The sequence below is a fragment of the Methylocaldum gracile genome, assembly GCF_053646815.1.
In genome coordinates this window covers 337,581-358,208 of record NZ_CM132196.1, presented here as the reverse complement: position 1 = coordinate 358,208, position 20,628 = coordinate 337,581, and the positions used below count along the sequence as shown (strand labels likewise).

The 20,628-nt window shown below is 59.0% G+C and carries 16 protein-coding genes; 6 read left to right on the top strand and 10 right to left on the bottom strand.

Annotated elements, in window-relative coordinates; translation table 11 throughout:
- Positions 1–294 precede the first annotated feature (294 nt).
- Positions 295–786 (bottom strand): SRPBCC family protein, encoded by a 492-nt coding sequence (locus ACWJJK_RS01570; RefSeq protein ID WP_168175404.1) that lies wholly within the window; start codon positions 784–786, stop codon positions 295–297.
- A 124-nt stretch (positions 787–910) separates the two neighbouring features.
- On the bottom strand, positions 911–1,825 hold the full coding sequence (locus tag ACWJJK_RS01565) for an SRPBCC family protein (RefSeq protein ID WP_454128589.1): 915 nt from the start codon (positions 1,823–1,825) through the stop codon (positions 911–913).
- A 181-nt stretch (positions 1,826–2,006) separates the two neighbouring features.
- On the opposite strand from ACWJJK_RS01565, the gene ACWJJK_RS01560 reads away from it, so the two are divergent.
- Positions 2,007–2,312: a winged helix-turn-helix transcriptional regulator gene (locus ACWJJK_RS01560; protein ID WP_454128588.1), complete on the top strand. Its 306-nt coding sequence runs from the start codon at positions 2,007–2,009 to the stop codon at positions 2,310–2,312.
- A gap of 335 nt (positions 2,313–2,647) precedes the next feature.
- Here ACWJJK_RS01560 and ACWJJK_RS01555 read toward each other — a convergent pair whose 3' ends face one another.
- The 7 genes from ACWJJK_RS01555 to ACWJJK_RS01525 all read right to left on the bottom strand — a co-directional run bounded on the left by ACWJJK_RS01555 (position 2,648) and on the right by ACWJJK_RS01525 (position 11,131).
- Positions 2,648–3,514 carry a phosphate ABC transporter ATP-binding protein gene (locus ACWJJK_RS01555; RefSeq protein WP_454128587.1) on the bottom strand — a complete coding sequence of 289 codons (867 nt, stop codon included), beginning with the start codon at positions 3,512–3,514 and terminating at the stop codon, positions 2,648–2,650.
- Positions 3,511–4,383, bottom strand: coding sequence for a phosphate ABC transporter permease PstA (gene pstA / locus ACWJJK_RS01550; RefSeq protein WP_454128586.1), 873 nt, complete (start codon positions 4,381–4,383; stop codon positions 3,511–3,513). Before pstA ends, ACWJJK_RS01555 begins: the two co-directional genes overlap by 4 nt.
- Complete coding sequence (gene pstC, locus ACWJJK_RS01545; RefSeq protein WP_454128585.1) at positions 4,376–5,254, bottom strand: phosphate ABC transporter permease subunit PstC; 879 nt, start codon at positions 5,252–5,254, stop codon at positions 4,376–4,378. Before pstC ends, pstA begins: the two co-directional genes overlap by 8 nt.
- Positions 5,211–6,041: a phosphate ABC transporter substrate-binding protein gene (locus ACWJJK_RS01540; RefSeq protein ID WP_454128584.1), complete on the bottom strand. Its 831-nt coding sequence runs from the start codon at positions 6,039–6,041 to the stop codon at positions 5,211–5,213. The genes pstC and ACWJJK_RS01540 overlap by 44 nt, the downstream gene beginning before the upstream one ends.
- Positions 6,042–6,768: 727 nt before the next feature.
- Positions 6,769–8,112: an SCP2 sterol-binding domain-containing protein gene (locus ACWJJK_RS01535; RefSeq protein WP_454128583.1), complete on the bottom strand. Its 1,344-nt coding sequence runs from the start codon at positions 8,110–8,112 to the stop codon at positions 6,769–6,771.
- A gap of 44 nt (positions 8,113–8,156) precedes the next feature.
- Complete coding sequence (locus ACWJJK_RS01530) at positions 8,157–8,570, bottom strand: MarR family winged helix-turn-helix transcriptional regulator (protein WP_077730215.1); 414 nt, start codon at positions 8,568–8,570, stop codon at positions 8,157–8,159.
- A gap of 413 nt (positions 8,571–8,983) precedes the next feature.
- Positions 8,984–11,131, bottom strand: a complete 2,148-nt coding sequence (locus tag ACWJJK_RS01525) for an FAD-dependent oxidoreductase (RefSeq protein WP_454128582.1) — start codon at positions 11,129–11,131, stop codon at positions 8,984–8,986.
- Between the two features lie 171 nt (positions 11,132–11,302).
- Here ACWJJK_RS01525 and arsS point away from each other — a divergent pair, with 171 nt between their 5' ends.
- The 4 genes from arsS to ACWJJK_RS01505 all read left to right on the top strand — a co-directional run bounded on the left by arsS (position 11,303) and on the right by ACWJJK_RS01505 (position 16,240).
- On the top strand, positions 11,303–12,259 hold the full coding sequence (arsS, locus tag ACWJJK_RS01520) for an arsenosugar biosynthesis radical SAM (seleno)protein ArsS (protein ID WP_434110422.1): 957 nt from the start codon (positions 11,303–11,305) through the stop codon (positions 12,257–12,259).
- Between the two features lie 27 nt (positions 12,260–12,286).
- Entirely contained in the window at positions 12,287–13,408 is a 1,122-nt protein-coding gene (locus ACWJJK_RS01515) for a methyltransferase domain-containing protein (protein WP_454128581.1), read from the top strand.
- Positions 13,409–13,614: 206 nt separating this feature from the next.
- The gene (locus tag ACWJJK_RS01510) at positions 13,615–14,184 is read left to right on the top strand and encodes a carboxymuconolactone decarboxylase family protein (RefSeq protein ID WP_454128580.1); all 570 of its coding nucleotides are present in this window, start codon (positions 13,615–13,617) and stop codon (positions 14,182–14,184) included.
- Positions 14,185–15,040: 856 nt separating this feature from the next.
- Positions 15,041–16,240: a hypothetical protein gene (locus tag ACWJJK_RS01505; RefSeq protein ID WP_077730210.1), complete on the top strand. Its 1,200-nt coding sequence runs from the start codon at positions 15,041–15,043 to the stop codon at positions 16,238–16,240.
- Between the two features lie 158 nt (positions 16,241–16,398).
- Here the strand turns inward: ACWJJK_RS01505 and ACWJJK_RS01500 are convergent, their stop codons facing one another.
- Positions 16,399–18,150, bottom strand: coding sequence for an alkaline phosphatase D family protein (locus ACWJJK_RS01500; RefSeq protein WP_245245614.1), 1,752 nt, complete (start codon positions 18,148–18,150; stop codon positions 16,399–16,401).
- A gap of 216 nt (positions 18,151–18,366) precedes the next feature.
- Between ACWJJK_RS01500 and ACWJJK_RS01495 the strand changes: the two genes are divergently transcribed.
- Positions 18,367–20,583 carry a DNRLRE domain-containing protein gene (locus ACWJJK_RS01495; RefSeq protein WP_454128579.1) on the top strand — a complete coding sequence of 739 codons (2,217 nt, stop codon included), beginning with the start codon at positions 18,367–18,369 and terminating at the stop codon, positions 20,581–20,583.
- The last annotated feature ends 45 nt before the right edge of the window (positions 20,584–20,628 follow it).

Below are 20,628 nucleotides of genomic sequence, written 5' to 3'. Positions count from 1 at the left end.
CAGCGCTCCTGGGATGACCGTTTGCGATTGGAGCGCCGAAGCCGCCCTTCCCGAGGTGCAGTTGGGCCAACGAGTTCGTCGGCAAAGGATTGCCGACCTACTCCACTGTTGGCCTCGAACAGTACAGGTTCTCGGTCCAGAAAAACTGGCCGATGTTCTCCCTTCCCGCAACACACCGGGAATTCCTGGACCAAGCCGCTGTGCCTCGCTGTGGCTCCCATTCGCAGGAAGCCCTCTAGCGTAGCGCCCCTCTCGAACGCCGGGTTGGGTGTTTCTTGCGGCGTTCGTGCACCGCTAACACCCGGTGGGAGCAGGCGGAAGGTCCGCATGATGGCCCTTGTAAGGGTGTCCGTTTTCAACCAAATACTTGAAGGATGCGAGTGACTGCGCCCCCATTCTTCGCATTCTGGCAAGCATAGCTGGCTCAAGGAGCGTTCCAATTAGACCGCCCTTCAGCTCAATTTCGGCTTCCGACACCAGCAGAGCCTGTTGCGCGCCGTCCGGATGTACCGACCAAACATTGCTTGCTCGCTTAACGAACGGTATTCCAAACCCTTCGTACTTGAAGGCCCGCCCTTCGTCCCATGCGATCCAACGTTCCTTGATCGTTAATTTTCCCGCCAGTTCGCAGGTGCGCTCCGCGCCAACACCGCGGGCGACCGGTCCATCACATGTGGCACGGAGTACAGGCTCTGACCATAGCTGTATGTCCTCCAAAGCTGCGAGCCTCTCCCACACGACCGAGGCAGGAGCGTTGATGCATACAGAAGTGGACAGCTTAATCATGTAACCTCCTTTTGCGACCGGGAATGGTTGACGACCAATGTCTGAATTCACCGGACCTGCGCCGCTTTTCGCGCAGGTTCGGTGAAATGATGGGTCGGGCGTCATTTCAGATGGATAGCCCAGATTAACAAAAATTCGGCAGAAGACGCGTCATTACTTTGGGGATCGATTGCAAGTGAACTTCGTTACTCTTTCCTAAAGCGCTTGCAGCCATGCGCTGTATGATCTTTGGGAAATCGCGGTCGGCCTGAAAGGCCAACAGAGGAAGGATGACCGGTGCAAGCAACCTGTTCTTCGGCATCAATTCCCACCACACCATGACTTGCGAACCGGCGTCCGATGGTGTGATTTTCCATCCGCCGCACATTGTTTTTGCCGGGAACGGAAAATCCGGAGCTTCTGAAAGAAAGCGCACGGCGAAACTGTGGCCGGGATCGAATTCAGTACATTCCTCGGACCATCGTTTGCCCGCATGATCTTCACAAGATCGGACAGCCCCGACACCAGGTGCTTTTCCTTCCAGGACAACGGAGCGCTTCAATGACGGCATGTACTTCTTGATGTCGCCAATATTGCCCACAATCGGCCACATTTGTGCAACGGGTACATTGGTTTCAACGATAATGCAATGGCGATAATCGCCATTTTTTCCTGTCCTGTGAGCCCGGCCAACGGCCCAAAGCTGCCAAGCGCCGAAGACAAATACCGCGCCAGCGACGGCAAGAACAAGAATAATGCCCAGAGGTGAAAACAGCCTGGGAAAGGCAAGCAACAAAACGATGGAGCCTACTACCCACGAGAAATCGGCGGCACTTGCATAAAGCGCGCGCCACGTTGCGATCCTCTGACGCGTTGCCTGATGGATCAGGTCGGCAGCAAAGATGACCAAGACGATGCTGACTGCTTGAAGCACAACTAGCGCATGTATCCCAAGCCACTCGCCCACCAGCGCTGGGCGAAGGAGCATGAGCAGCGCGGAGGAAAGTGAAAAGACGGCGTTCGCCGCCAGAGCCAAACGAAGCGGTAAAACGGCGTGCATTTAATATCTCCTTTCGACGAATGACCAAGGGATGGATTCTTGGCCCCAACTTTCGATGTAGTGGGCTTTGTGCTCCTGCTCCCATGAGTTGGCGACCGGCGCTGTGATTGACAAACGCTTGCACGTTGCAAGTATCTGCATTTGGCTTGTGACGTGCAAGCGTTTTGCGTACGCTCGATTCATGAGAGAAAAAGCGCCTGCCGGGCGGCGTTCGGGCTGCCCGATCAACATCCTGCTCGAAGCTGTGGGAGACACCTGGTCGCTGCTGATCGTGCGTGATCTGATGTTCTTCGGACGCAAGACCTACAACGAGTTTCCGAACGCGGGTGAAAAAATTGCGACCAACATCCTGTCGGATAGGCTGCAACGACTCGAATCCTCCGGGATCATCGCGAAGCAGCGCGATCCCTCCGATGCCAGGCGATACCTCTACCGCCTGACGGAGAAAGGCACGGACCTCGCCCCGGTCGCAATGCCGTTACGTTAAGGCGTCATTCCGGCAGGGATTGCTCGCCCCTTCCCTGGGGCTCGTCCTTCGGACCGTGCTTAGCACGTCCAAATTCGCTCCTTGCGAATTTGTGCCGGAATCCAGAGCACAGGGAAGTGACACGCCTCTGCCATCCATGGCTTCTGGACCCCGGCATTCCAATCGCAAACGGGCCTTTAGTCGGCCCCTTCCCTGCCGGGGTGACGTCCTTCGCCTTAACTCAACGGCATTGACCCCGGTCGGGGTCATACGCGAAATGACGGAGAACCGGGAGGGTTTCATCGCCAAGGTGCGCGAACGGTGGATGCATGGCTCACCGCCGTGACGAATCGACATCACCCCCGCATCCCGCTCACATAGGCCGCCGTCAGATCATGCGCCGGAGCCTCGAAGATCTGTCGGCACTGGCCGAATTCGACGAGAGTCCCGCCCCGCTCCCGCAACCAGAAGAAAGCGGCGTAATTGGCGATTCGTTTTGCCTGAGCCAGGTTGTGGGTAACGATGACCACGGTATAGTGTCCCCTCAACTGGGCGATCATATCTTCTACGATGCCGGAAGCGATGGGATCAAGGGCGCTGCAGGGCTCGTCCATGAGCAGCACGGAAGGCGCGAGAGCGAGCGCACGGGCGATGCACAGGCGCTGCTGCTGACCGCCGGACAGAGTCAAGGCCGGCTTGTCGAGCCGATCCTTGACCTCGGCCCACAGGCCCACATCGGTGAGCACCCGTTCCAGCGTTTCGTCCAGATCGGCGCGCTTTTTCATGCCGTGTTCACGCAGCGGCATCTCGATGTTGCGGCGGATGGACAGCGGAAAGGGATTCGGTTTCTGGAAGATCATACCCACCTCCCGGCGCAGCGCCGACACATCTAGGCGGGGGGCGAGTATATCCTGGCCGCCGATACGGATGCCGCCCTCGACTCGGCAGCCCGGAATCATGTCGGTCAGCCGGTTGAGCGCAGACAGAAAACTCGTCTTCCCGCACCCGGATGGACCGATCAACGCTGTGATACAGCCCTTGTAGATATCCAGCGTTACATCCTTCAGGGCTGGGTGATTGCCGTAGCTTACGGAGAGATTCGTCACCCGGATCAGGGGTTCGGGTACACAACAGGGCGGACCGGATTGCAATGGACCGACGGTGTAGGTGCCGGCATCGATACTGGGCGAACAGCCGCTGTGTCGGTCGAGAGTTTGCGTCATGGAGCTATGATCCTTCGGTTTAGCCAATGTTCCGCCAGATACAAGGCCGTGCCGTTGATCAGGATGAGCAGGCCGATCAGTACCAGCGCGGAGGCATAGGCACTGCCGTCGCCTCCGGCGACATTCATCGACAGGTCGTAAATGTGGACGGACAGCGCGCGGCCGGAATCGAGGAGCGACGACGGCATGCGATCCACATAACCGCTGGTGAAGATCAGCGCCGCCGTTTCCGCCATCGCTCGGCCGATGCCCAGCAGCAGTCCGGCCACGAGGCCCGATGACGCCGCCGGCAGCAGGATATGGCGAAGCGCCGCGGTGCGCGACAATCCGAGCGCGGCACTGCCCAGCCGCCAATCGTCGGGCACGGCGCGTAAGGCTCCTTCCGCTGTGCGGATGAGGATGGGCAGCACCATACAGGCGAGGGTCAGGCCGCCGGACAGGATGGAAAAGCCCAGCCCCAGAAAGACGCTGAAGAAAGCATTGCCGAACAGCCCGAAAACGATGGAAGGCACCCCGGCGAGCACATCCAGGCTCAGGCCGACGAGTCGCCCGAACCGACTGCGGGGACGAAGAAATTCCGTCAGCAGCACCGCCGTCGCCAGTCCCAGCGGCACTGCGGCGGCGACGGCCACGCCCAGGATCAGCAGCGTGGAAACCAGGATAGGGCCGATACCCCCGGTCCTGCCGGCGTTCAGCGGCGATGACGACAGGAAAGCCCAGGACAGCCGCTCGGCACCATGCCATAGCAAATCGCCCACCAGCCACAGGAAAGCGCCCGCCACCAGAAGCGCCGAACCCCAGACGGCCAAGGTCATCAGCGGCTCCAGTGTCCGGCTGCGAGCCATTGCGAACCTGCCCGCTTCAGACATGTGAACGCGCTCCGCCCAAGCGCAACGCGGCAACCGCCAGCAGGATGATCATCCCAGTCAGGACCAACCCGGATACGAAAAGTCCCGCACGATGCTCGCCGGTGGCATAAGCCATCTCCAGAGCGATATTGGCGGTCAGCGTACGCACCGGATCGAACAGGCTATTAGGCGTTTGCACCACATTGCCGGCAACCATCAGTACGGCCATGGTTTCGCCGAGGGCACGTCCGGCCGCCAGCAGCAGACCCGCGATAATGCCGCTCCGCGCCGCCGGCAGCACCACGCGAAGAACCGTTCCCGAACGCGATATCCCCAACGCCGCCGCGCCGTGCAGGTAAGCCTTGGGCACCGCCGCCAGCGCGGCATCGGCGGTAAGGGCCATAGTGGGCAAGATCATCAGTGTCAGAATGAGGATGCCCGCCAAAAGGCTGGCCCCCGGCGGTTGCCAGCGGACGATCAGCGGCAGCAGCACGGTCAAGCCCCAGAACCCGAATACGACGGAGGGAATGCCGGCGAGCAAGGCCACCGTTCGCCGGTAAGGGCGGGCGGCGGATGGCGGGGCGTAAAACCGGCAGAACAGTGCCGAAGCCACGCCCAACCCCCCCGCCAGCACCAGCGCCCCGGCGCTGGACGCCAATGTCGCCCAGAGCATGGGGGCGAGGCCGAACAGCCCCTCGGAAGGATGCCAGGCCGCATCGGTGAAAAAGCGCAGCCAACCGATCCGCTTGAGTACCGGCCAGGATTCGTGCAGCAGAAACAGCACGATCAGCACCAGAACCGCGGCTGCCAGTCCGGCCGCGACCGAGAGCCACCCGGCGAGGCGCGCGTCAGTGCGCGAGGGGGACGAAATACTGTGCTTCGACCAAATCATGAACACTTTCCGAGCGGCTGAAGTCGATGAACTGCCGGACCAGCCCTTCAGATTCGGCCTTGGTCACCAAATTCAAAGGCCGGGCCAGCGGAAACCGGCCATTGCGCACATTCTCCACCGATGCATCGACCCCCGCCATGGGCAGCAACTTGATGGGCACGCCCTGAGAGGCCTCGTATTCGGCGGTGCCGATCGAAACGTAGCCGATGGCACTCGTGTTGCCGGCGACGGTCTTGATGCCCTGCTGGTTTTCGCCGATGACCACGTGGGCCTTGATGTCGCCGCTCTTGAGCTGAAAGTGATGCAGGAACAACTCCAGAGTCGAGCGGCCTTCGGCCTTGTTGACCACGGTAATGGGCCGGTCGGCCCCGCCCACGGCACGCCAGCGGGTAATCTTGCCGGTGTAGATGTCGACGATCTGCGGGTCGGTCAGGGTCTGCACCGGATTGTCCTTATGCACGATGAGAGTGATGCCGTCCAGCGCGATGGTGAAGCTTTTGAGGTCCTGCTCGTCGGGCTTGAGCGCCCGCGACACCAGGCCGATATCGGCCAGCCCCGAGCGGGCATCGGCGATGCCCCGCGACGAACCGCCCGACTGCACATCCACTCGAACGCCGGGATTTTCCCGCTCGAAGCGCTTGCCGATCTCCGCCGCCAAGGGCGCGACGGTGCTGGAGCCGGTCAACACCAGCTTCCGCTCGGCCGCCTGCGGAATCGAGGTTGTTGTCGCGACGAGCAGCATGACGGAGAGAGCGCTCAAATAGCGATTCAAGGATAGGCGCGGCATAAGTGTCGGGTCCTGTGAAAAGGATGTAATCACAAACTTACCGCATCATCGACTTGTCCGATGAAGCGCGGCAAGGGGAATCAGGTTCGTGGCAAGCGCACGAACTTCTTTCTGCGATAGGAGTTTCCGCCGCAGCGGTTCTCGTGAGCCTGCTGTTTACGCGTGATATTTAGTCGGGACAAATTCCACTTCCTTACAAGCTGTTCGATCAGCAAACGCCTCCATCCGCGGCCGTTTCGGCCAGCACGTGACCAGAGCTCTCTTATTAATCAGGCCCGTAAATACCCTCCTGGTATTTCGGGCCGCCGCCCAGGCCGGTACACGCCCGGCCTGGGCTCACGCGGCTTGTCGCCGCGCCGGGGCATCCCTGCCCCGGATTAACCCGGCCTATATTTATAGGCCGGGTTAATAAGGAAGCTCTGATTAAGTCCTTCGACAGGCCTGTCCTGAGCTTGTCGAAGGGCTCAGGACAGGTTTGTCGAACGCTCTCCTGAGCCTGTCGAAGGGGCATGAACGGAATCCACTTGTTCAGAGCTTCCTTAAGCTCGGAATGTTTGCCTTCATAAGAATGTCCGTTTTCGACCAAATACTTGAAAGCGGCGAGCGACTTCGGCGCCATCGCCTTTCCGGAGCGACACAATATTCTCCGGCGGGCGTACGGATTGTCCTTCCGCGAGACATTGTGCGCCAGCGCCGCGAGCCGGTTGTCGCCGCAATCGGCTTGGGTTTACGCAGGAAAACAACGGCCGAATGCCAACAGCAGCCCCGGTGGTCCCTTGAACCGAATTTTTCGACGAATCAGCGCCCAGGCGAGGTACTTCTCCTTGGCCAGGAATTTAAGCCAAGTCCGGCTATCGGCCTTCAGCTGAAAATCCGGACGGCCGCTATGTCCTTCCAGTACCTGGAGTTTTTCGTCACGAATGATGATAGTGGCCTCGATTTTCTCGCCGCCAGTGAAAGTAAAATGATAGGTGGCGTTGAGGCCTTTCGATTTCCCTCTTTGGAATACATTAGGAAGTCCCTTCAGGAAGGCCGGCACCGAGGTTGGCCTTAGGCTGTTGTTGGCGCGTTTGGCGGTTTTATGCGGAAAGCGGCGGGCCACATGCCCTTCCGCATCGGAGCCGGCTATGACATAGACGGTCTCGTGCTTGTCCTGCAAGGGGCGCACAACGTCTTTGACAAAGCGCTTCCGGTCATTGAGAAACGGTCCGATGACGTCATCGCCGGCGGGACACACCGCCATACAATAGGCAGCCTTGTAATTCGCCCCGAAGGAAAGGCTTTGCCACATGGAAACGGACTCGGCGTCAGAGACTTTCTTCCGATAGCTTCTGGCGTTTGCGCTCGAGGCGATGGCCTCGACCCAGTCGGTGAATCCGCCCATGAACTCCCGATAGTTGTGGGTGTAACAGGCCGAAAAGTCGAAATGCCCGTCGGCTCCGATCGCACCCACGGGACAGGCGGCAACGCAGAGCTTGCATTCGAGGCAAGGGTTGTAGTCAATGGGATGCGACTCCTCGTCGATCTCGGCATCCAGAATGATCGTGCCGAGAAGAACGAAGTTGCCGAACCGGGGATGGATGATATTGCGATGGATACCCATGCGCCCAAGACCTGCCGCCTCGGCTACCGGCTTGTGCGACACCACCCACATCTTGCCTGGCCAGCGATCCGCCTCCATCGGAAATCCCATCGCACCGTTGATCGCACGGATGCCTTTTTGCTCCAAAACCCTGACCATTCGCCGGGCAACCTCGTTGACCTCGTCGCCCGTATTGTGGAACTCCAGATTGGCGACGGAACGGGCGGGGCTGCGGATGTTCTCCCGGTTCATGCGGCAAACGAAGCTCAAGAGAGTCTTTGCCCACGGGAAGACGCGCAGGATGTCCGCTCGTTGTGCGTCGAGCTCGGACCGGCCAATCCCTATGCAACCGGCGTCGTCCGCGCCGGCTTCCGAAGCCAGTCGGCGCAACCAAGATGCTTCCAGTACTCGCCCGCCAATCGCCTCTTCCGCCGCTGGATCGGCTTCACGAAAATGCCTGACGGTGGGGTGTTCATCGAGATTCATCATGTATATCTCCTTATAGTGTATATACACGTAAATGACGAAAAAAATTATCGCGCCTGTGATGCCTCAATCAAGTCCGACAGGCTTCTCATCAGAATTTGCAATCGGTCTTCGCCCATAGCCTCCCTGATTCTGGACTGTGCCTGTTCCCACAGAGGATACGCTTTAAGCAGCACGCCCCGTCCTTCGTCGGTAATCGTCACCATCCGGGTGCGGCGATCTTCGCCGGAGGCGACATCAATAAGCCCTTGATTCTCAAGAAGCTCCAGATTACGGCTCAAAGTCGTTCGGTCCATGACGGCGTTCTCGGCAAGCTGGGTCACCGTGATGGGTCCGCTCATATGGACGGCGACCAGAAGCGAATACTGCGTACCCCGTATGCCGGCCGGGCGCAGCATCTCGTCGTAAAGCTGACTCACCGCACGGGTCGCCTTACGGAGATTGAAGCCGGTGCATTCCATACAGCACCGGTAATCCGGCATTTCACTCGAGGGGGCACATGCTTGGGACAAGTTCGGGATACCTAACTTTTAACGAAAGATATTAAGGAGTATATACACGTAATATCACATGTCAACGATTACTCGCGCTCTGCCGTCGCGGCTTGGCGGTGATTTTCCGGTCGTTGAGACGGCCATGCGGGGCTATAGAAATATTCATCCTCCGGACGTCGCGAGCCGGTTCTGGAATGCACGGTTCCGTGCACGTAAGGGTTTGCGAAGAAGCTAAGAGTTTTCCGATTCGGCGTGACGGAGCCTGATGTGTAGGTCGGCAACCCTTTGCCGACGTACCGGCTCGGCAAGGGATTGCCGACCTACGCTCTTCCTGCCCGACACGAATCCGTACACCGTAATGAAAACGCCCTATTTGGCCGTCACCCCCGCCGCCAGGCATGATACCGCTCCACCCATCGAAGCAGCGCTTCCGGCGCATGCGCGCGTTTCCAGACACCGGCGGCGTATTTATTGGCTTCGGCCAGAGTCGGGTAGATGTGAATGGTGGCGAGTAATTTGTTAAGTCCCAGCCCGTGTTTCATGGCCAGGATGAACTCGGCGATCAGGTCGCCGGCATGTTCGCCGACGAGGGTAACGCCGAGTATCCTGTCCTTGCCCGGTACGGTGAGCACTTTGACGAAACCCTGAGCTTCGCCGTCCGTAATGGCGCGGTCCAGATCGTCGAGGCCATAGCGGCTGATTTCATAAGGTATGCCCCGTTCCTTGGCTTCCTGTTCGTTAAGGCCTACCCGCGCCACTTCCGGATCGGTAAAGGTTGCCCAAGGAATGACCCGGTAATCGGCCCGGAATTTCCTGAAATCGCCGAAGAGCGCGTTGACCGCCGCGTACCAGGCCTGATGGGAAGCCGTATGCGTGAACTGGAACGGCCCGGCCACATCTCCGCAGGCGTAGATATTTGGATAAAGCGTCTGAAGAAACTCGTCGGTTTCGACGGTGCGCGCTTTCGTCGTTTCGATGCCGAGTTCTTCCAGCCCGTAGCCCTTAGTGTTGGCGACGCGGCCGACAGCCACCAGTATTTGGTCGAAGACTATCCGTATCTCTTGCCCCTGGTGTTCGACGATCAGGATTTTCTCGCCGTTCTCGACGATGATCCGTTTGGCTTGATGCTCCAACCGAAGGTCTACGCCCTCGTCGCGGAAACGCCGCGCAATGATTTCGGAGACTTCCGGATCCTCCCGGATCAGCAGTCGGGGCAACATCTCCACCTGAGTAACCCGACTGCCGAATCGGACGAACGCCTGCGCCAGCTCACAACCGATCGGACCACCACCGAGGACGACCAGACGCTTCGGCAATTCGCGGATATCCCAGACGTTGTCCGAAGTGAGGTAGCCCACCTCCTCCAATCCCGGGATAGGCGGCACGAAAGGCCTCGAACCGGCAGCGATGACGATGGCGCGGGTGCTGAGCTCGCGAGTGCCCGCTTCCGTGCGAATCTCCACCGACCAGGGCGAGACGATCCTCGCCTCGCCCTCGATCACTTCAACGCCCAATCCGGTGTAACGTTCCTCCGAATCGTGCGGCGCCACCGTCCGTATCACCCGCTGCACCCGTTCCATCGCATCGGCGAAATCGAACTCCGCAGAGGCCCGGCGGATGCCGAACTCGGGTGCCCGACCGATCTGGCTCAGCAGTTTCGCCGTGCGTATCAGGGCTTTCGAAGGGACACAGCCGGTGTTGAGGCAATCTCCGCCCATGCGGTGTTTCTCGATCAGCGTCACCTTTGCCTTCACGGCGGCCGCGATATAGGCGGTGACCAGACCCGCAGAGCCCGCACCGATCACCACCAGATTACGGTCGAAGCGTTTGGGTTTTTCCCAGGGCTCATATACCTTGCGGGCCTTGATCGCATCCACCAGCCTGCGGGCCAGTAGCGGGAACAGCCCCAATAGCGCAAATGACAAAAGCAGGCCGGGCGAGAGGATGTCCGACAGAGATTCGATCTTGGCCAACTGCGTGCCGGCATTCACGTAAACCAGGGTTCCAGGCAACATGCCCACTTGGCTCACCCAATAAAATGTGCGAGTGGGTATGGCGGTCAGGCCCATCAGAAGATTAATGACGAAGAACGGAAACGCCGGCACCAGCCGCAAGGTAAAAAGGTAAAAAGCGCCATCACGGGCGATGCCTGAATCGATGGCTTTCAGACGCTCGCCGAACCGGGCTTTGACCGCATCGCGAAACAAAAAGCGGGATGCGAGAAAGGCCAAGGTTGCCCCGATGGTCGAAGCGAAAGATACAATCACCGTGCCCCACAGCAGACCGAACACGGCGCCGCCGGCCAGAGTCAGCACCGCCGCGCCGGGCAGGGACAGCCCCGTGACCGCCACATAGAGGAGGCCGTAAATCGCGGCGGCGAGAAAAGGATGGAAGGTTCGATAAGCGGCGATGGCTTCCTGCTGGGCTTTCAACGTTTCCAAGGTAAAAATGCGTTGCAGGTCGAAGGCGAAAAAAGCCCAAGCAAGCGACAGGAGGACGATGACAAGACCGATACGGTAAGGGTTCATGACGGATTTCCCTAAAGGCAATGGTCGAATAATGCTATTAATTGGTCGGACAATGAGATAGAAAACTTACAGCCGCACCGGGATGATTTTCTTCGCGACGCTGTAAGATTTCGTCTCGGCAGGCGACTAATGATTTAAATTTTCCACTTCCCGACGGAGTCTAAGCCGCGCATGCATGCAATATTGCCCTTGGTACGATCCAGCAATTTTCCCGTCATCGTCCGCGGAGAGCTGGACACGGTGCAAGTGAACCTGGGTTACCGCTGCAATCAGACCTGCCTGCATTGCCACGTCAATGCCGGACCGAAACGCAAGGAGATGATGGACAGGGAAACCGTGGACCAGGTGCTCGATCTGCTGCGGCGGGCCGGAGTCGCCACCTTGGATTTGACCGGAGGCGCCCCTGAGATGAACCCGCATTTCCGCCATCTGGTGGAGAGCGCGCGGGACTTAGGTCTACAAGTGATCGACCGCTGCAACCTCACCATTCTGGAAGAACCCGGTTACGAGAGCCTCGCCGATTTTCTGGCCGCGCAAAAGGTGGAAATCACGGCTTCCCTCCCCTGTTACCTCGAAGATAACGTGGACCGGCAACGCGGCAACGGGGTATTCGAAGCGAGCCTTCGCGCCTTGAAAAGGCTCAACGGACTCGGCTACGGCCGACCCGGCACGGGGTTGATCCTGAACCTGGTCTACAACCCCCAGGGGCCGACATTGCCGCCGGCCCAGGAGGAACTGGAAGCCGCCTACCATCGAGAGCTGAAGGCCCGCTACGACCTCGTCTTCAACCGGCTTTATGCCCTCGCCAACATGCCCATCCAGCGCTTCGGCAGCACCCTGGTGTCGAAAGGCCAGTTCGAACCCTACATGCGCTTGCTGAAAAGCGCCCATCGCGATGAAAACCTGGAAGGCATCATGTGCCGCAGCCTGATCAGCATCGATTGGCAAGGTTACGTCCACGACTGCGATTTCAACCAGATGCTGGGCTTGCCGCTGGGCGGGCGACAGCGTCATATCACGGAAATCGATGCAACCGCATTGCAAGGCCAGGCCATCGCCACGGCCGATCATTGCTATGGCTGCACCGCCGGCTGCGGCAGCTCCTGCGGTGGCGCATTGAACACGTAGAAAGAGAACAGTGAATCTGGAGAGCCCATGATGTTTGTAGAAGAGTCGGTACGAGAACGCTATTCCGAAGGTGCTCGCGAGAGGCAGGCAGCCTTGTGTTGCCCGGTGGATTACGACCGCGAGCTATTGAAATTGCTGCCTCGGGAAATCATCGACAAGGATTACGGCTGCGGGGATCCCTCCCGCTATGTACGGGAGGGCGACACCGTGCTCGACCTGGGCTCGGGCGGCGGCAAGATTTGTTATATGGCGGCACAACTGGTCGGCCCTCAAGGGCTGATCATCGGCGTCGACATGAACGACGACATGCTGGCCCTGGCCCGCAAATACCAGTCGGAAATGGCCGAGAAACTGGGCGGCGACCGGGTGCGTTTCCACAAGGGTTATATCCAGGATTTGGCCTTGGACGTCGCCGCAATGGAACGCTATCTGGCCGAACAACCGGTTACCGACGCGGCGTCCCTGGCGGCGCTGAAATCCTGGCAGGCCAGGCAGCGCAAAACCCAGCCGCTGATTGCCGACGCTTCGGTGGATTTGGTCATTTCCAACTGCGTGCTGAACCTGGTGGGCGATGACGAAAAAACGCAACTGGTGCGGGAAATTTTCCGGGTGCTCAAACCGGGCGGACGGGTTGCCATCTCCGACATCGTCGCCGACGAGCCCGTGCCCCAACATCTGAAGGACGATCCCGCGCTGTGGAGCGGCTGCATCTCCGGCGCCTTCGAGGAACGGGAGTTCGTCCGAGCCTTCGAGCAAGCCGGCTTCGGCGCCGTGTGTCTGGACAAATGGGAAGCCGAACCCTGGCAGGTGGTCGAGAACATCGAATTCCGCGCCGTCACCCTGGTCGCCGTCAAAGGCTACGGCCGGGAATGCCTGGACCGGGGCCATGCGGTGATCTATCGCGGCCCTTACGCGGAAGTGCGCGACGAGGAGGGCCATATCTTCCCGCGCGGCGAGCGCATTGCCGTATGCGAGCGAACCTTCCGCACCCTCACCGAAGGCCCTTATCAGAAGCACTTCATCGGCATCGAACCAAAGATTCTCGCCGAACCGGTGGCTTGGTGCGCACCGCCGGGAACCCGCCGTCCGGCAGCGGAAACCAAGGGCGGGCGACAAATCGCCGAATGCGGCGGGGAAAAATGCTGCTGAAGTTGAGCTGAGACCATAATTTTCCCAGGGACGATCTTCAGACTGCGACGACTCGCGGACTGAAGATCGCGCCCACCGCCACATACCGAAAACCTGAAGCAATCGTAGGTCGGCAATCCCTTGCCGACCTACTTCGGGCGCTACACCAAACCGGAAAATGGTCTAAACCCTGACTCCACCGTTACACACTGAAAACCGGAAGCCCTATGAGCTTTGTCGACACCCCCGAGAACTACCGCTATGCCTGGTACTTGCGCCCGGTATTAGCCCTGATGCGCCGGCGTTTGCGGGTTCTGCCGGAACCTGTGCGCCTGTGGGCACGCCTGCCGCTGGCGTTCGTCGGCTTTCAGTTGATGAATTTGGCCCTGGAACGTAAATCTTCACCCTTGAGCGGTGCGCTGCGCGCACTGATCCGCACTCGCATCGCCCAGCTCAACTCATGCCATTTCTGCATCGATCTCAACGCCTCCCATGCTATTTACCGGGGCGTATCGCCAGAGCAATTGCACGATCTGATCGGGTTTAGGGATTCGCCTCGATTCAGCGAAGCGGAAAGAGCCGCTCTAGCCTACGTGGAGGCCATCACGGGCACCGGAATCGAGATAGATCAGGATTTGATCGACCGATTACGGCAAGCCTTCGGCGACGATGGCATCGTGGAACTGGCGGCGCTCGCCGCGCATCAGAACCTGTCCGCCAAGTTCAACGCGGCCCTCGGAGTACCGGCCCAAGGTTTTTGTATGACCGCTCACGGAATCGCAGCGCCGGATCGGTGAACGACATCTTCCTCGGCAAGATTTCGGCCAGAGGGGCGTCGTTCAAGACGACGAGAAAGAAGAATCAGTTCATGTAGCTTGAACGTTTGCTCAGTCGGCCAGGTGAAGTCTCGGCTCTAGTAGACGTAGGCAATACCGGCGAGTCGGAGGACGCGACGAGCAGACACACGTTTAGAATCAGTTGCCGGATGTCACCTAGAAAGTTGCCCTGCCCGCTCTTTGGGACGGAAAGGCTCGAAAAATCAGAGCAGTAGTTTCAATCTCCGCCACAGCCCATGGGAGACCGGGAAACGAAGCGCTGGATAGAGTCAACGGAATCTGTGGCAACTACCCGATTGGCCGATCTTGACGGCCAGAGCGCTGGAGGCTCGCGGCGGCTGCACAGCGCAAGGGCTTTCCAACATGCCGCTGGCAGATATGAATACCCCCGGCATTTTCGAGCAATGTCACGATTTGGTCACGTGACAATGCTCGGAGTGGCTGGGGGACCTGGATTCGAACCAGGGTTGACGGAGTCAGAGTCCGTTGCAACGTGACGCAAGGACACGAAAAACAACCAAATACAAACACTTACAATTCAAAGCATCACAAAAAGCCGTAAAACGTTATAACTGCGTTGACACTCGGTTGACACATAGCCAGTTAAGGCAACACTTGATCATAAAGAAAGCTTGGGATATCCGCCCCTTTTTCGGATTCCCCTCAAAATCCCATCAAACAATGAAAAGCCGACACCTTCTCGCCCTGCCCTGTGCGCGGCTTTTTTGCGTCTAAACTAAATCGCATTGGCGTTGAAGCAAGCACCCAAGCGGGAGCTTTAGGCCACGAGTCTCGGTTGCCACTACATTGTTTCCGAATGATGCAAAAAGGAACCTATTTTTTAGCTTTTTTGCTAGTAATGATTTGCCCGTTAAGCTCACATGCCGGTGGAGCTTTTGGCAACTGGTCAGAGAGCTTTCAGGTCCACGGATTTCTCGAACAAGGTTTTGTAGCCACATCCGGAAATCAGTTTTACGGCAACAGTAGGCACGGAAGCTTCGACTTGACGCAGGTCGGATTAAATGCGGCGGCGCGTCCCTTCAATAATGTCCGCTTCGCGGTCCAAGGCCTATATCGCCGAGCTGGCGAGCAAATTCCCGAAGAGCTACGGCTCGATTACGGTCTTATGGACGTCACGGCGCTCGATCATCCCGGCTTTCGATCCGGAGTTCGCCTGGGGCGAGTCAAATTACCGCTGGGTTTGTATAACGAATCACGGGATGCTCCTTTTACTCGACCTTCCATATTTCTGCCCCAAAGTCTTTACTTCGACCGTACTCGAAATGTCGGCATGGCGACCGATGGCGCCCAGTTTTACACGGACTTCAGTTCCCCTTTCGGCAATTTTTCATTCAAGGCAAATCTTGGAGCATCCATACCGGATAATAGCCTTGAATTTAATGTATTCGGGGGCAGCAACCGTCCAGGAAAGTTTGTCGGAGATTTTTCGGCGGCAACTCAGCTGGCGTATGACTATTCGGGTGGGCTAATCCGGGTCGTATTTAGCGCTGCGTGGTTAATCAGCGATTATGATAAGCAATCGGATCCGATAATCGATTCGGGTGAATTTGAATATCAACCCTACGGTTTAGGCATCCAGTACAACGGCGAGTCGCTATCGCTTGCTTCTGAATATTCAATTCGCAACATACGCTTTGAGAACTTCGGGCGATTTCTCCCAGATAATGAATACAACGGTGAAGGGTATTACTTTCAGGCGGGTTATAAGATCAACCACTATATCGAATTGATCGGGCGTTACGATGTATTTTATACAGACGTCAGTGATCGCTATGGGAAAAAGTACGAAGTGCGTACCGGCATTCCTGGCTCCTTTTTCTTTGCCAAAGATTGGATGGCGGGACTTCGATTCAACATAATCGATAACTTTATGATTCGTGCCGAATATCATCGGGTCCATGGTGCGGGCTGGGTATCTCTTGCCGAGAACCGGAACGTCAGAGAACTCGAACGTGATTGGGATTTGTTTGCAATCGAGGCTGCTTATCAGTTTTAAGCCGTATGGCCCCCAATTTGCCCGAGTCGGTGGGTTACGCTGCGCTAACCCACCCTTACGATTAATGTTCGCTTGAATGTCGAACGAAGGAACGCTTCCACGGGCCGATGGCGTCGACATGCGTTTTCACCAATTCGGGGCCTGGCTCGGTTGTCTACTCAGTCGGGATCTCGTCCGTGTTCAGCCTTCAGTGTCTTGCTGAATACCGACGCGCCGTAAAGATCCTTTAGGTCCACCGTCAACTCGTGGGTCTTGCGGTTGATGTTGACCTCGCCGAAGAACTGCAAGCCCGCATAGGGCGAGAGGTTGACCTGACCCGCCGGCGGCGCCTTGGCGAACACGACCTGCGGCCCGAAGGTGCCGTCGGTGGTATTGGGACCGAAGGAACCGGCGTTGAGCGGGCCGGCGACGAATTCCCAGAACGGCGAGAAGTTCTTGAATTGCGCCTCCGAGGGATCGTAGAAATGCGCGGCGGCATAATGGACGTCGGCGGTCAGCCACACGATGTTCTTGATTCGCTCGTGCTTGATGAAGCGTAAGAGGCGGGCGATTTCCAGCTCGCGGCCGACGGCGGGGCCGTTGTCGCCGTTGGCGATGGCTTCCCAGCGGGGCTGGCCGTTCGCATCGACGCCGTCGCCGATGTTGAGGCCGATGGGCATGTCGGCGGAAATGACTTTCCAGGTGGCCCGCGATTTCTTCAGTTCCTTTTTCAGCCACTTCAACTGCGCTTCGCCCAGAAACGCCGTTTCCGGTCCCTCCTGCGTCTGCAAGTTGGCCGTGTTCGGGCCCCGGTAGCTGCGCATATCGATGACGAACACGTCCAGCAGCGGGCCGTAGGAAATCTTGCGGTAGAGACGCTCGGACTCTTCCGCCGTATGCGGGCGCAGGGGCGCATATTCGTGGAAAGCGCGCGTGGCGTGAGCGATCAGCACCGGAATCTCCTTGAGCGTGTAGCGGGGATCGTTGGCCAGGTCCTTGGCATCGGACCAGTTGTTGACCACTTCATGGTCGTCCCATTGCCAGATCTGCGGCACTTCGGCGTTGAAGCGGCGGAGGTTGGCGTCCAGCAGGTTGTACTTGTAGCGGCCCCGGAACTCGTCCAGGGTTTCGGCGACCTTGGAGACTTCGGGCGTTACGAGGTTGGTCCAGATCTGGCCGTTTTCGGCCGGTTTGCTCGCTTCGATGGGACCGTCGGAGTAGACGCTGTCGCCGCTCTGAATGAAGAACTGCGGCTTCACTTGACGCATGGCTTCATAGATCCTCATGCCGCCGAACGCCTCGTTGATGCCCCAGCCCTGTCCCGCGGTATCGCCGCCCCACACGAAGCGTATGTTCTCGTGCTTGCCCACGGTGTGGAAACGACCGATGACCGGCTCGCTCTTGTTGCGGGCGTTGGTCAGATCCTCGAACCAGACCTTCACATACACGTCCTTTCCGGACGGCAGCCCGACCAGGTCCTGACGCGCGGTGAAGTCGGAGACTTCGAGCGCATGAGGACCGCGGATGACCTTGGAATCGGTGAATTGTTCGTTGAACGCGTATTCCACCCACATACGGGCCGGGCGGTCGCAGCGGCTCCACACGATGGCGCGTCCCTCGCCGACATCGCCGAACTGGATGCCCTGTTCCATTTGCGGCAGATCGTGAAGAAGCCGGAGCGGGTCACTCGGGCGAAATATGGGAAGACGGCCTCCGTCCGCTGTGATTTGACCGACGGGAATTCGAATGCGGTCGGGCGCTCCCGGGACTTGAATGGTAGCGCCTGCGATTTCACCGCCGGCGGAAAGCTGAATGTCGCCGCCCTCCGCCAAGACTTGAGCGGACATGCTCAAGGCCAACAGGAGCGCGGACGCGGCAGCTTTGCCGATGGGAGACAGAATATTGCGTGTTTGTCGATCGAAGGCCTGCATGGAACACCTCATGGAGTTTCTGGAGGCCCGGATTCTATAAATCGCTTCGGGTCAGCCTGATGACGGTTCGATGACCGATTCATGACCTTTACAGGTTCGGCTCACCTGGAAGTCTTCGATGCGCTGAGCTTCGTTTTCGTCGTATCCCTGTCACTAGTTCGTCACTTGTGCTGCGTAGTATTCCGGCGGCTCCACAACCAACACCAGGGAGTTTCTATGAAGCCGTCGAACTTTTTCCGCGTTTTTTCATTGACTCTTGCCGCCTTGATGGCGACGACGCTGGCCCGCGATGCCGCCGCGCTTTCGGTCACCCGCGGCCCTTATTTGCAGATGGGCACATCTAGCGGGCTCATCGTGCGCTGGCGCTCGGACGTGGCCTCGAACAGCCGGGTGCGCGTCGGCACCAGCCCTACGAACTTGACGCTCACCTTCGATGATGCCGCGTCGACCACCGAGCACAGCGTGCAGGTGAGTGGACTCAATCCGCAGACCAAGTACTATTACTCGATCGGCTCCACCACGCAGACACTCTCGGGCGGCGACAGCAATACCTATTTCCACACCGCGCCGACCACGGGCACACAGCAGCCGACGCGCATCTGGGTGATCGGCGATGCCGGCACCGGCACTTCCGGCCAGGCCGCCGTGTACAACGCCTATCGCAACTTCACCGGCACCAATCCCACCCATTTGTGGCTGCAACTCGGCGACAATGCCTACAGCAGCGGTACCGATGCCGAATATCAATCGAAGATGTTCAACATGTATCCGGACATGCTACGGCAGTCCGTGACCTGGTCGACGCTGGGCAACCACGACGGCGCCTCGGCCGATTCGGGCACCGAGACTGGCCCCTATTACGACATCTTCTCGCTGCCGCGCAATGGCGAAGCGGGCGGTGTGGCATCGGGTACGGAGGCGTATTACTCCTTCGACTACGGCAACATCCACTTCATCGTGCTCGATTCCCACGATTCGAGCCGCGCCGTGGGCAGCCCGATGTTGAACTGGCTGGAAGCCGATCTGCAGGCTTCCACCGCCGACTGGAATATCGCCTTCTGGCATCACCCGCCCTACTCCAAGGGTTCGCATAATTCCGACACCGAGACCCAGTTGGTCGAAATGCGCCAGAACGTATTGCCGATACTGGAGAGCTATGGCATCGACCTGGTACTGACCGGCCACAGCCATTCCTATGAACGCTCGAAGTTCATCGACGGCCATTACGGCTCGTCCTCGACCTTCAGCGACGCAAGCCACGTCGTGCAGTCCGGCAGCGGCCGCATCGACGGCACCGGAGCCTACACCAAATCGGGCGTCGGCGCATCGCACGCAGGCGCGGTCTACGCGGTGGCGGGCAGCTCGGGTAAAACAAGCGGCGGCACGCTCAATCATCCGGCCATGTACATCTCGCTGAACGAACTGGGCTCGATGGTGCTGGATGTGAACGGCTTGACGCTAGACGCCAAGTTCCTCAACAACAACGGCACGATACGCGACTACTTCACCGTGACCAAGGGCGGAACACCGCCGCCACAGTTGGCTAACGTGAGCGGCGTGGTGTGGCAGGACGTCGACGCGGACGGCATCCGAGAAACGGGCGAGAGCTTCCTGCAAGGCATCGAGGTGAGGCTCTACACCGACGCCAGTTCACTGGTCGCCACCCAGTCCACCAACACGAGCGGAGCCTACCAGTTCGACAGTGTTGCGGCCGGCAGCTACTACGTGCGGTTCATTCCAGGGACGCGCACCCTCTCGCCGCAGGATCAGGGCGGGAACGACAGCATCGACAGCGATGCGAGTCCGCTCGATGGCAAGACCGCCGTGTTCAGCGCGGTTGCGGGCAGCAGCGTCGCCAACGTGGACGCCGGCATGTACACGGCCGGCGGCGCGCCGCAAACGGTACAGTTGCAGGACGGCCTAAACGCTTACGCCGGCACGCAAGACACCTATGTCGCAAGCGGCAAGGCCACCACCAACTACGGCAATGCCACGACCGTACTCGCCGATGGCGCCGACGGCACCAACGGCCGCCTCATCGGTTTGATGAAGTGGAATGTTTCATCAATCCCGGCAATGGCCACCGTGACCAATGCCACCGTCACGCTGCGGGTTTCCAACCTCAGCAACGGCACCTACAACCTGTATGCGGTGAACACGGCCTGGACCGAAGGCGGCGCCACCTGGAACAGCGTCGATCCGCTGAACAATCAGGGCGTACTGATCGGCTCCTTCCAGCCCTCGGCGACCGGCACCCACACCATCCAGCTCAACGGCGCCGGCATCTCGCTGGTACAGGGCTGGGTCAACGGAGCGGCCGCGAACAACGGCCTCATGATCGTGGACGGCGGCACCAGCGACGGCGTCGATCTGCGTTCGTCCGAGTACGGTACGCAGTCGCAACGACCGAAACTCACTGTCACCTATCAATAAACTTCCGACGCCGGGCACCCGTGCTCAATGCCCGGGTCCCGGCAC

Coding starts and splice junctions, on each gene's coding strand:
- ACWJJK_RS01570 (WP_168175404.1), bottom strand. CDS start 786: ATGATTAAGCTGTCCACTTCTGTATGCATCAACGCTCCTGCCTCGGTC.
- ACWJJK_RS01565 (WP_454128589.1), bottom strand. CDS start 1,825: ATGCACGCCGTTTTACCGCTTCGTTTGGCTCTGGCGGCGAACGCCGTC.
- ACWJJK_RS01560 (WP_454128588.1), top strand. CDS start 2,007: ATGAGAGAAAAAGCGCCTGCCGGGCGGCGTTCGGGCTGCCCGATCAAC.
- ACWJJK_RS01555 (WP_454128587.1), bottom strand. CDS start 3,514: ATGACGCAAACTCTCGACCGACACAGCGGCTGTTCGCCCAGTATCGAT.
- pstA (WP_454128586.1), bottom strand. CDS start 4,383: ATGTCTGAAGCGGGCAGGTTCGCAATGGCTCGCAGCCGGACACTGGAG.
- pstC (WP_454128585.1), bottom strand. CDS start 5,254: ATGATTTGGTCGAAGCACAGTATTTCGTCCCCCTCGCGCACTGACGCG.
- ACWJJK_RS01540 (WP_454128584.1), bottom strand. CDS start 6,041: ATGCCGCGCCTATCCTTGAATCGCTATTTGAGCGCTCTCTCCGTCATG.
- ACWJJK_RS01535 (WP_454128583.1), bottom strand. CDS start 8,112: ATGATGAATCTCGATGAACACCCCACCGTCAGGCATTTTCGTGAAGCC.
- ACWJJK_RS01530 (WP_077730215.1), bottom strand. CDS start 8,570: ATGGAATGCACCGGCTTCAATCTCCGTAAGGCGACCCGTGCGGTGAGT.
- ACWJJK_RS01525 (WP_454128582.1), bottom strand. CDS start 11,131: ATGAACCCTTACCGTATCGGTCTTGTCATCGTCCTCCTGTCGCTTGCT.
- arsS (WP_434110422.1), top strand. CDS start 11,303: ATGCATGCAATATTGCCCTTGGTACGATCCAGCAATTTTCCCGTCATC.
- ACWJJK_RS01515 (WP_454128581.1), top strand. CDS start 12,287: ATGATGTTTGTAGAAGAGTCGGTACGAGAACGCTATTCCGAAGGTGCT.
- ACWJJK_RS01510 (WP_454128580.1), top strand. CDS start 13,615: ATGAGCTTTGTCGACACCCCCGAGAACTACCGCTATGCCTGGTACTTG.
- ACWJJK_RS01505 (WP_077730210.1), top strand. CDS start 15,041: ATGATGCAAAAAGGAACCTATTTTTTAGCTTTTTTGCTAGTAATGATT.
- ACWJJK_RS01500 (WP_245245614.1), bottom strand. CDS start 18,150: ATGCAGGCCTTCGATCGACAAACACGCAATATTCTGTCTCCCATCGGC.
- ACWJJK_RS01495 (WP_454128579.1), top strand. CDS start 18,367: ATGAAGCCGTCGAACTTTTTCCGCGTTTTTTCATTGACTCTTGCCGCC.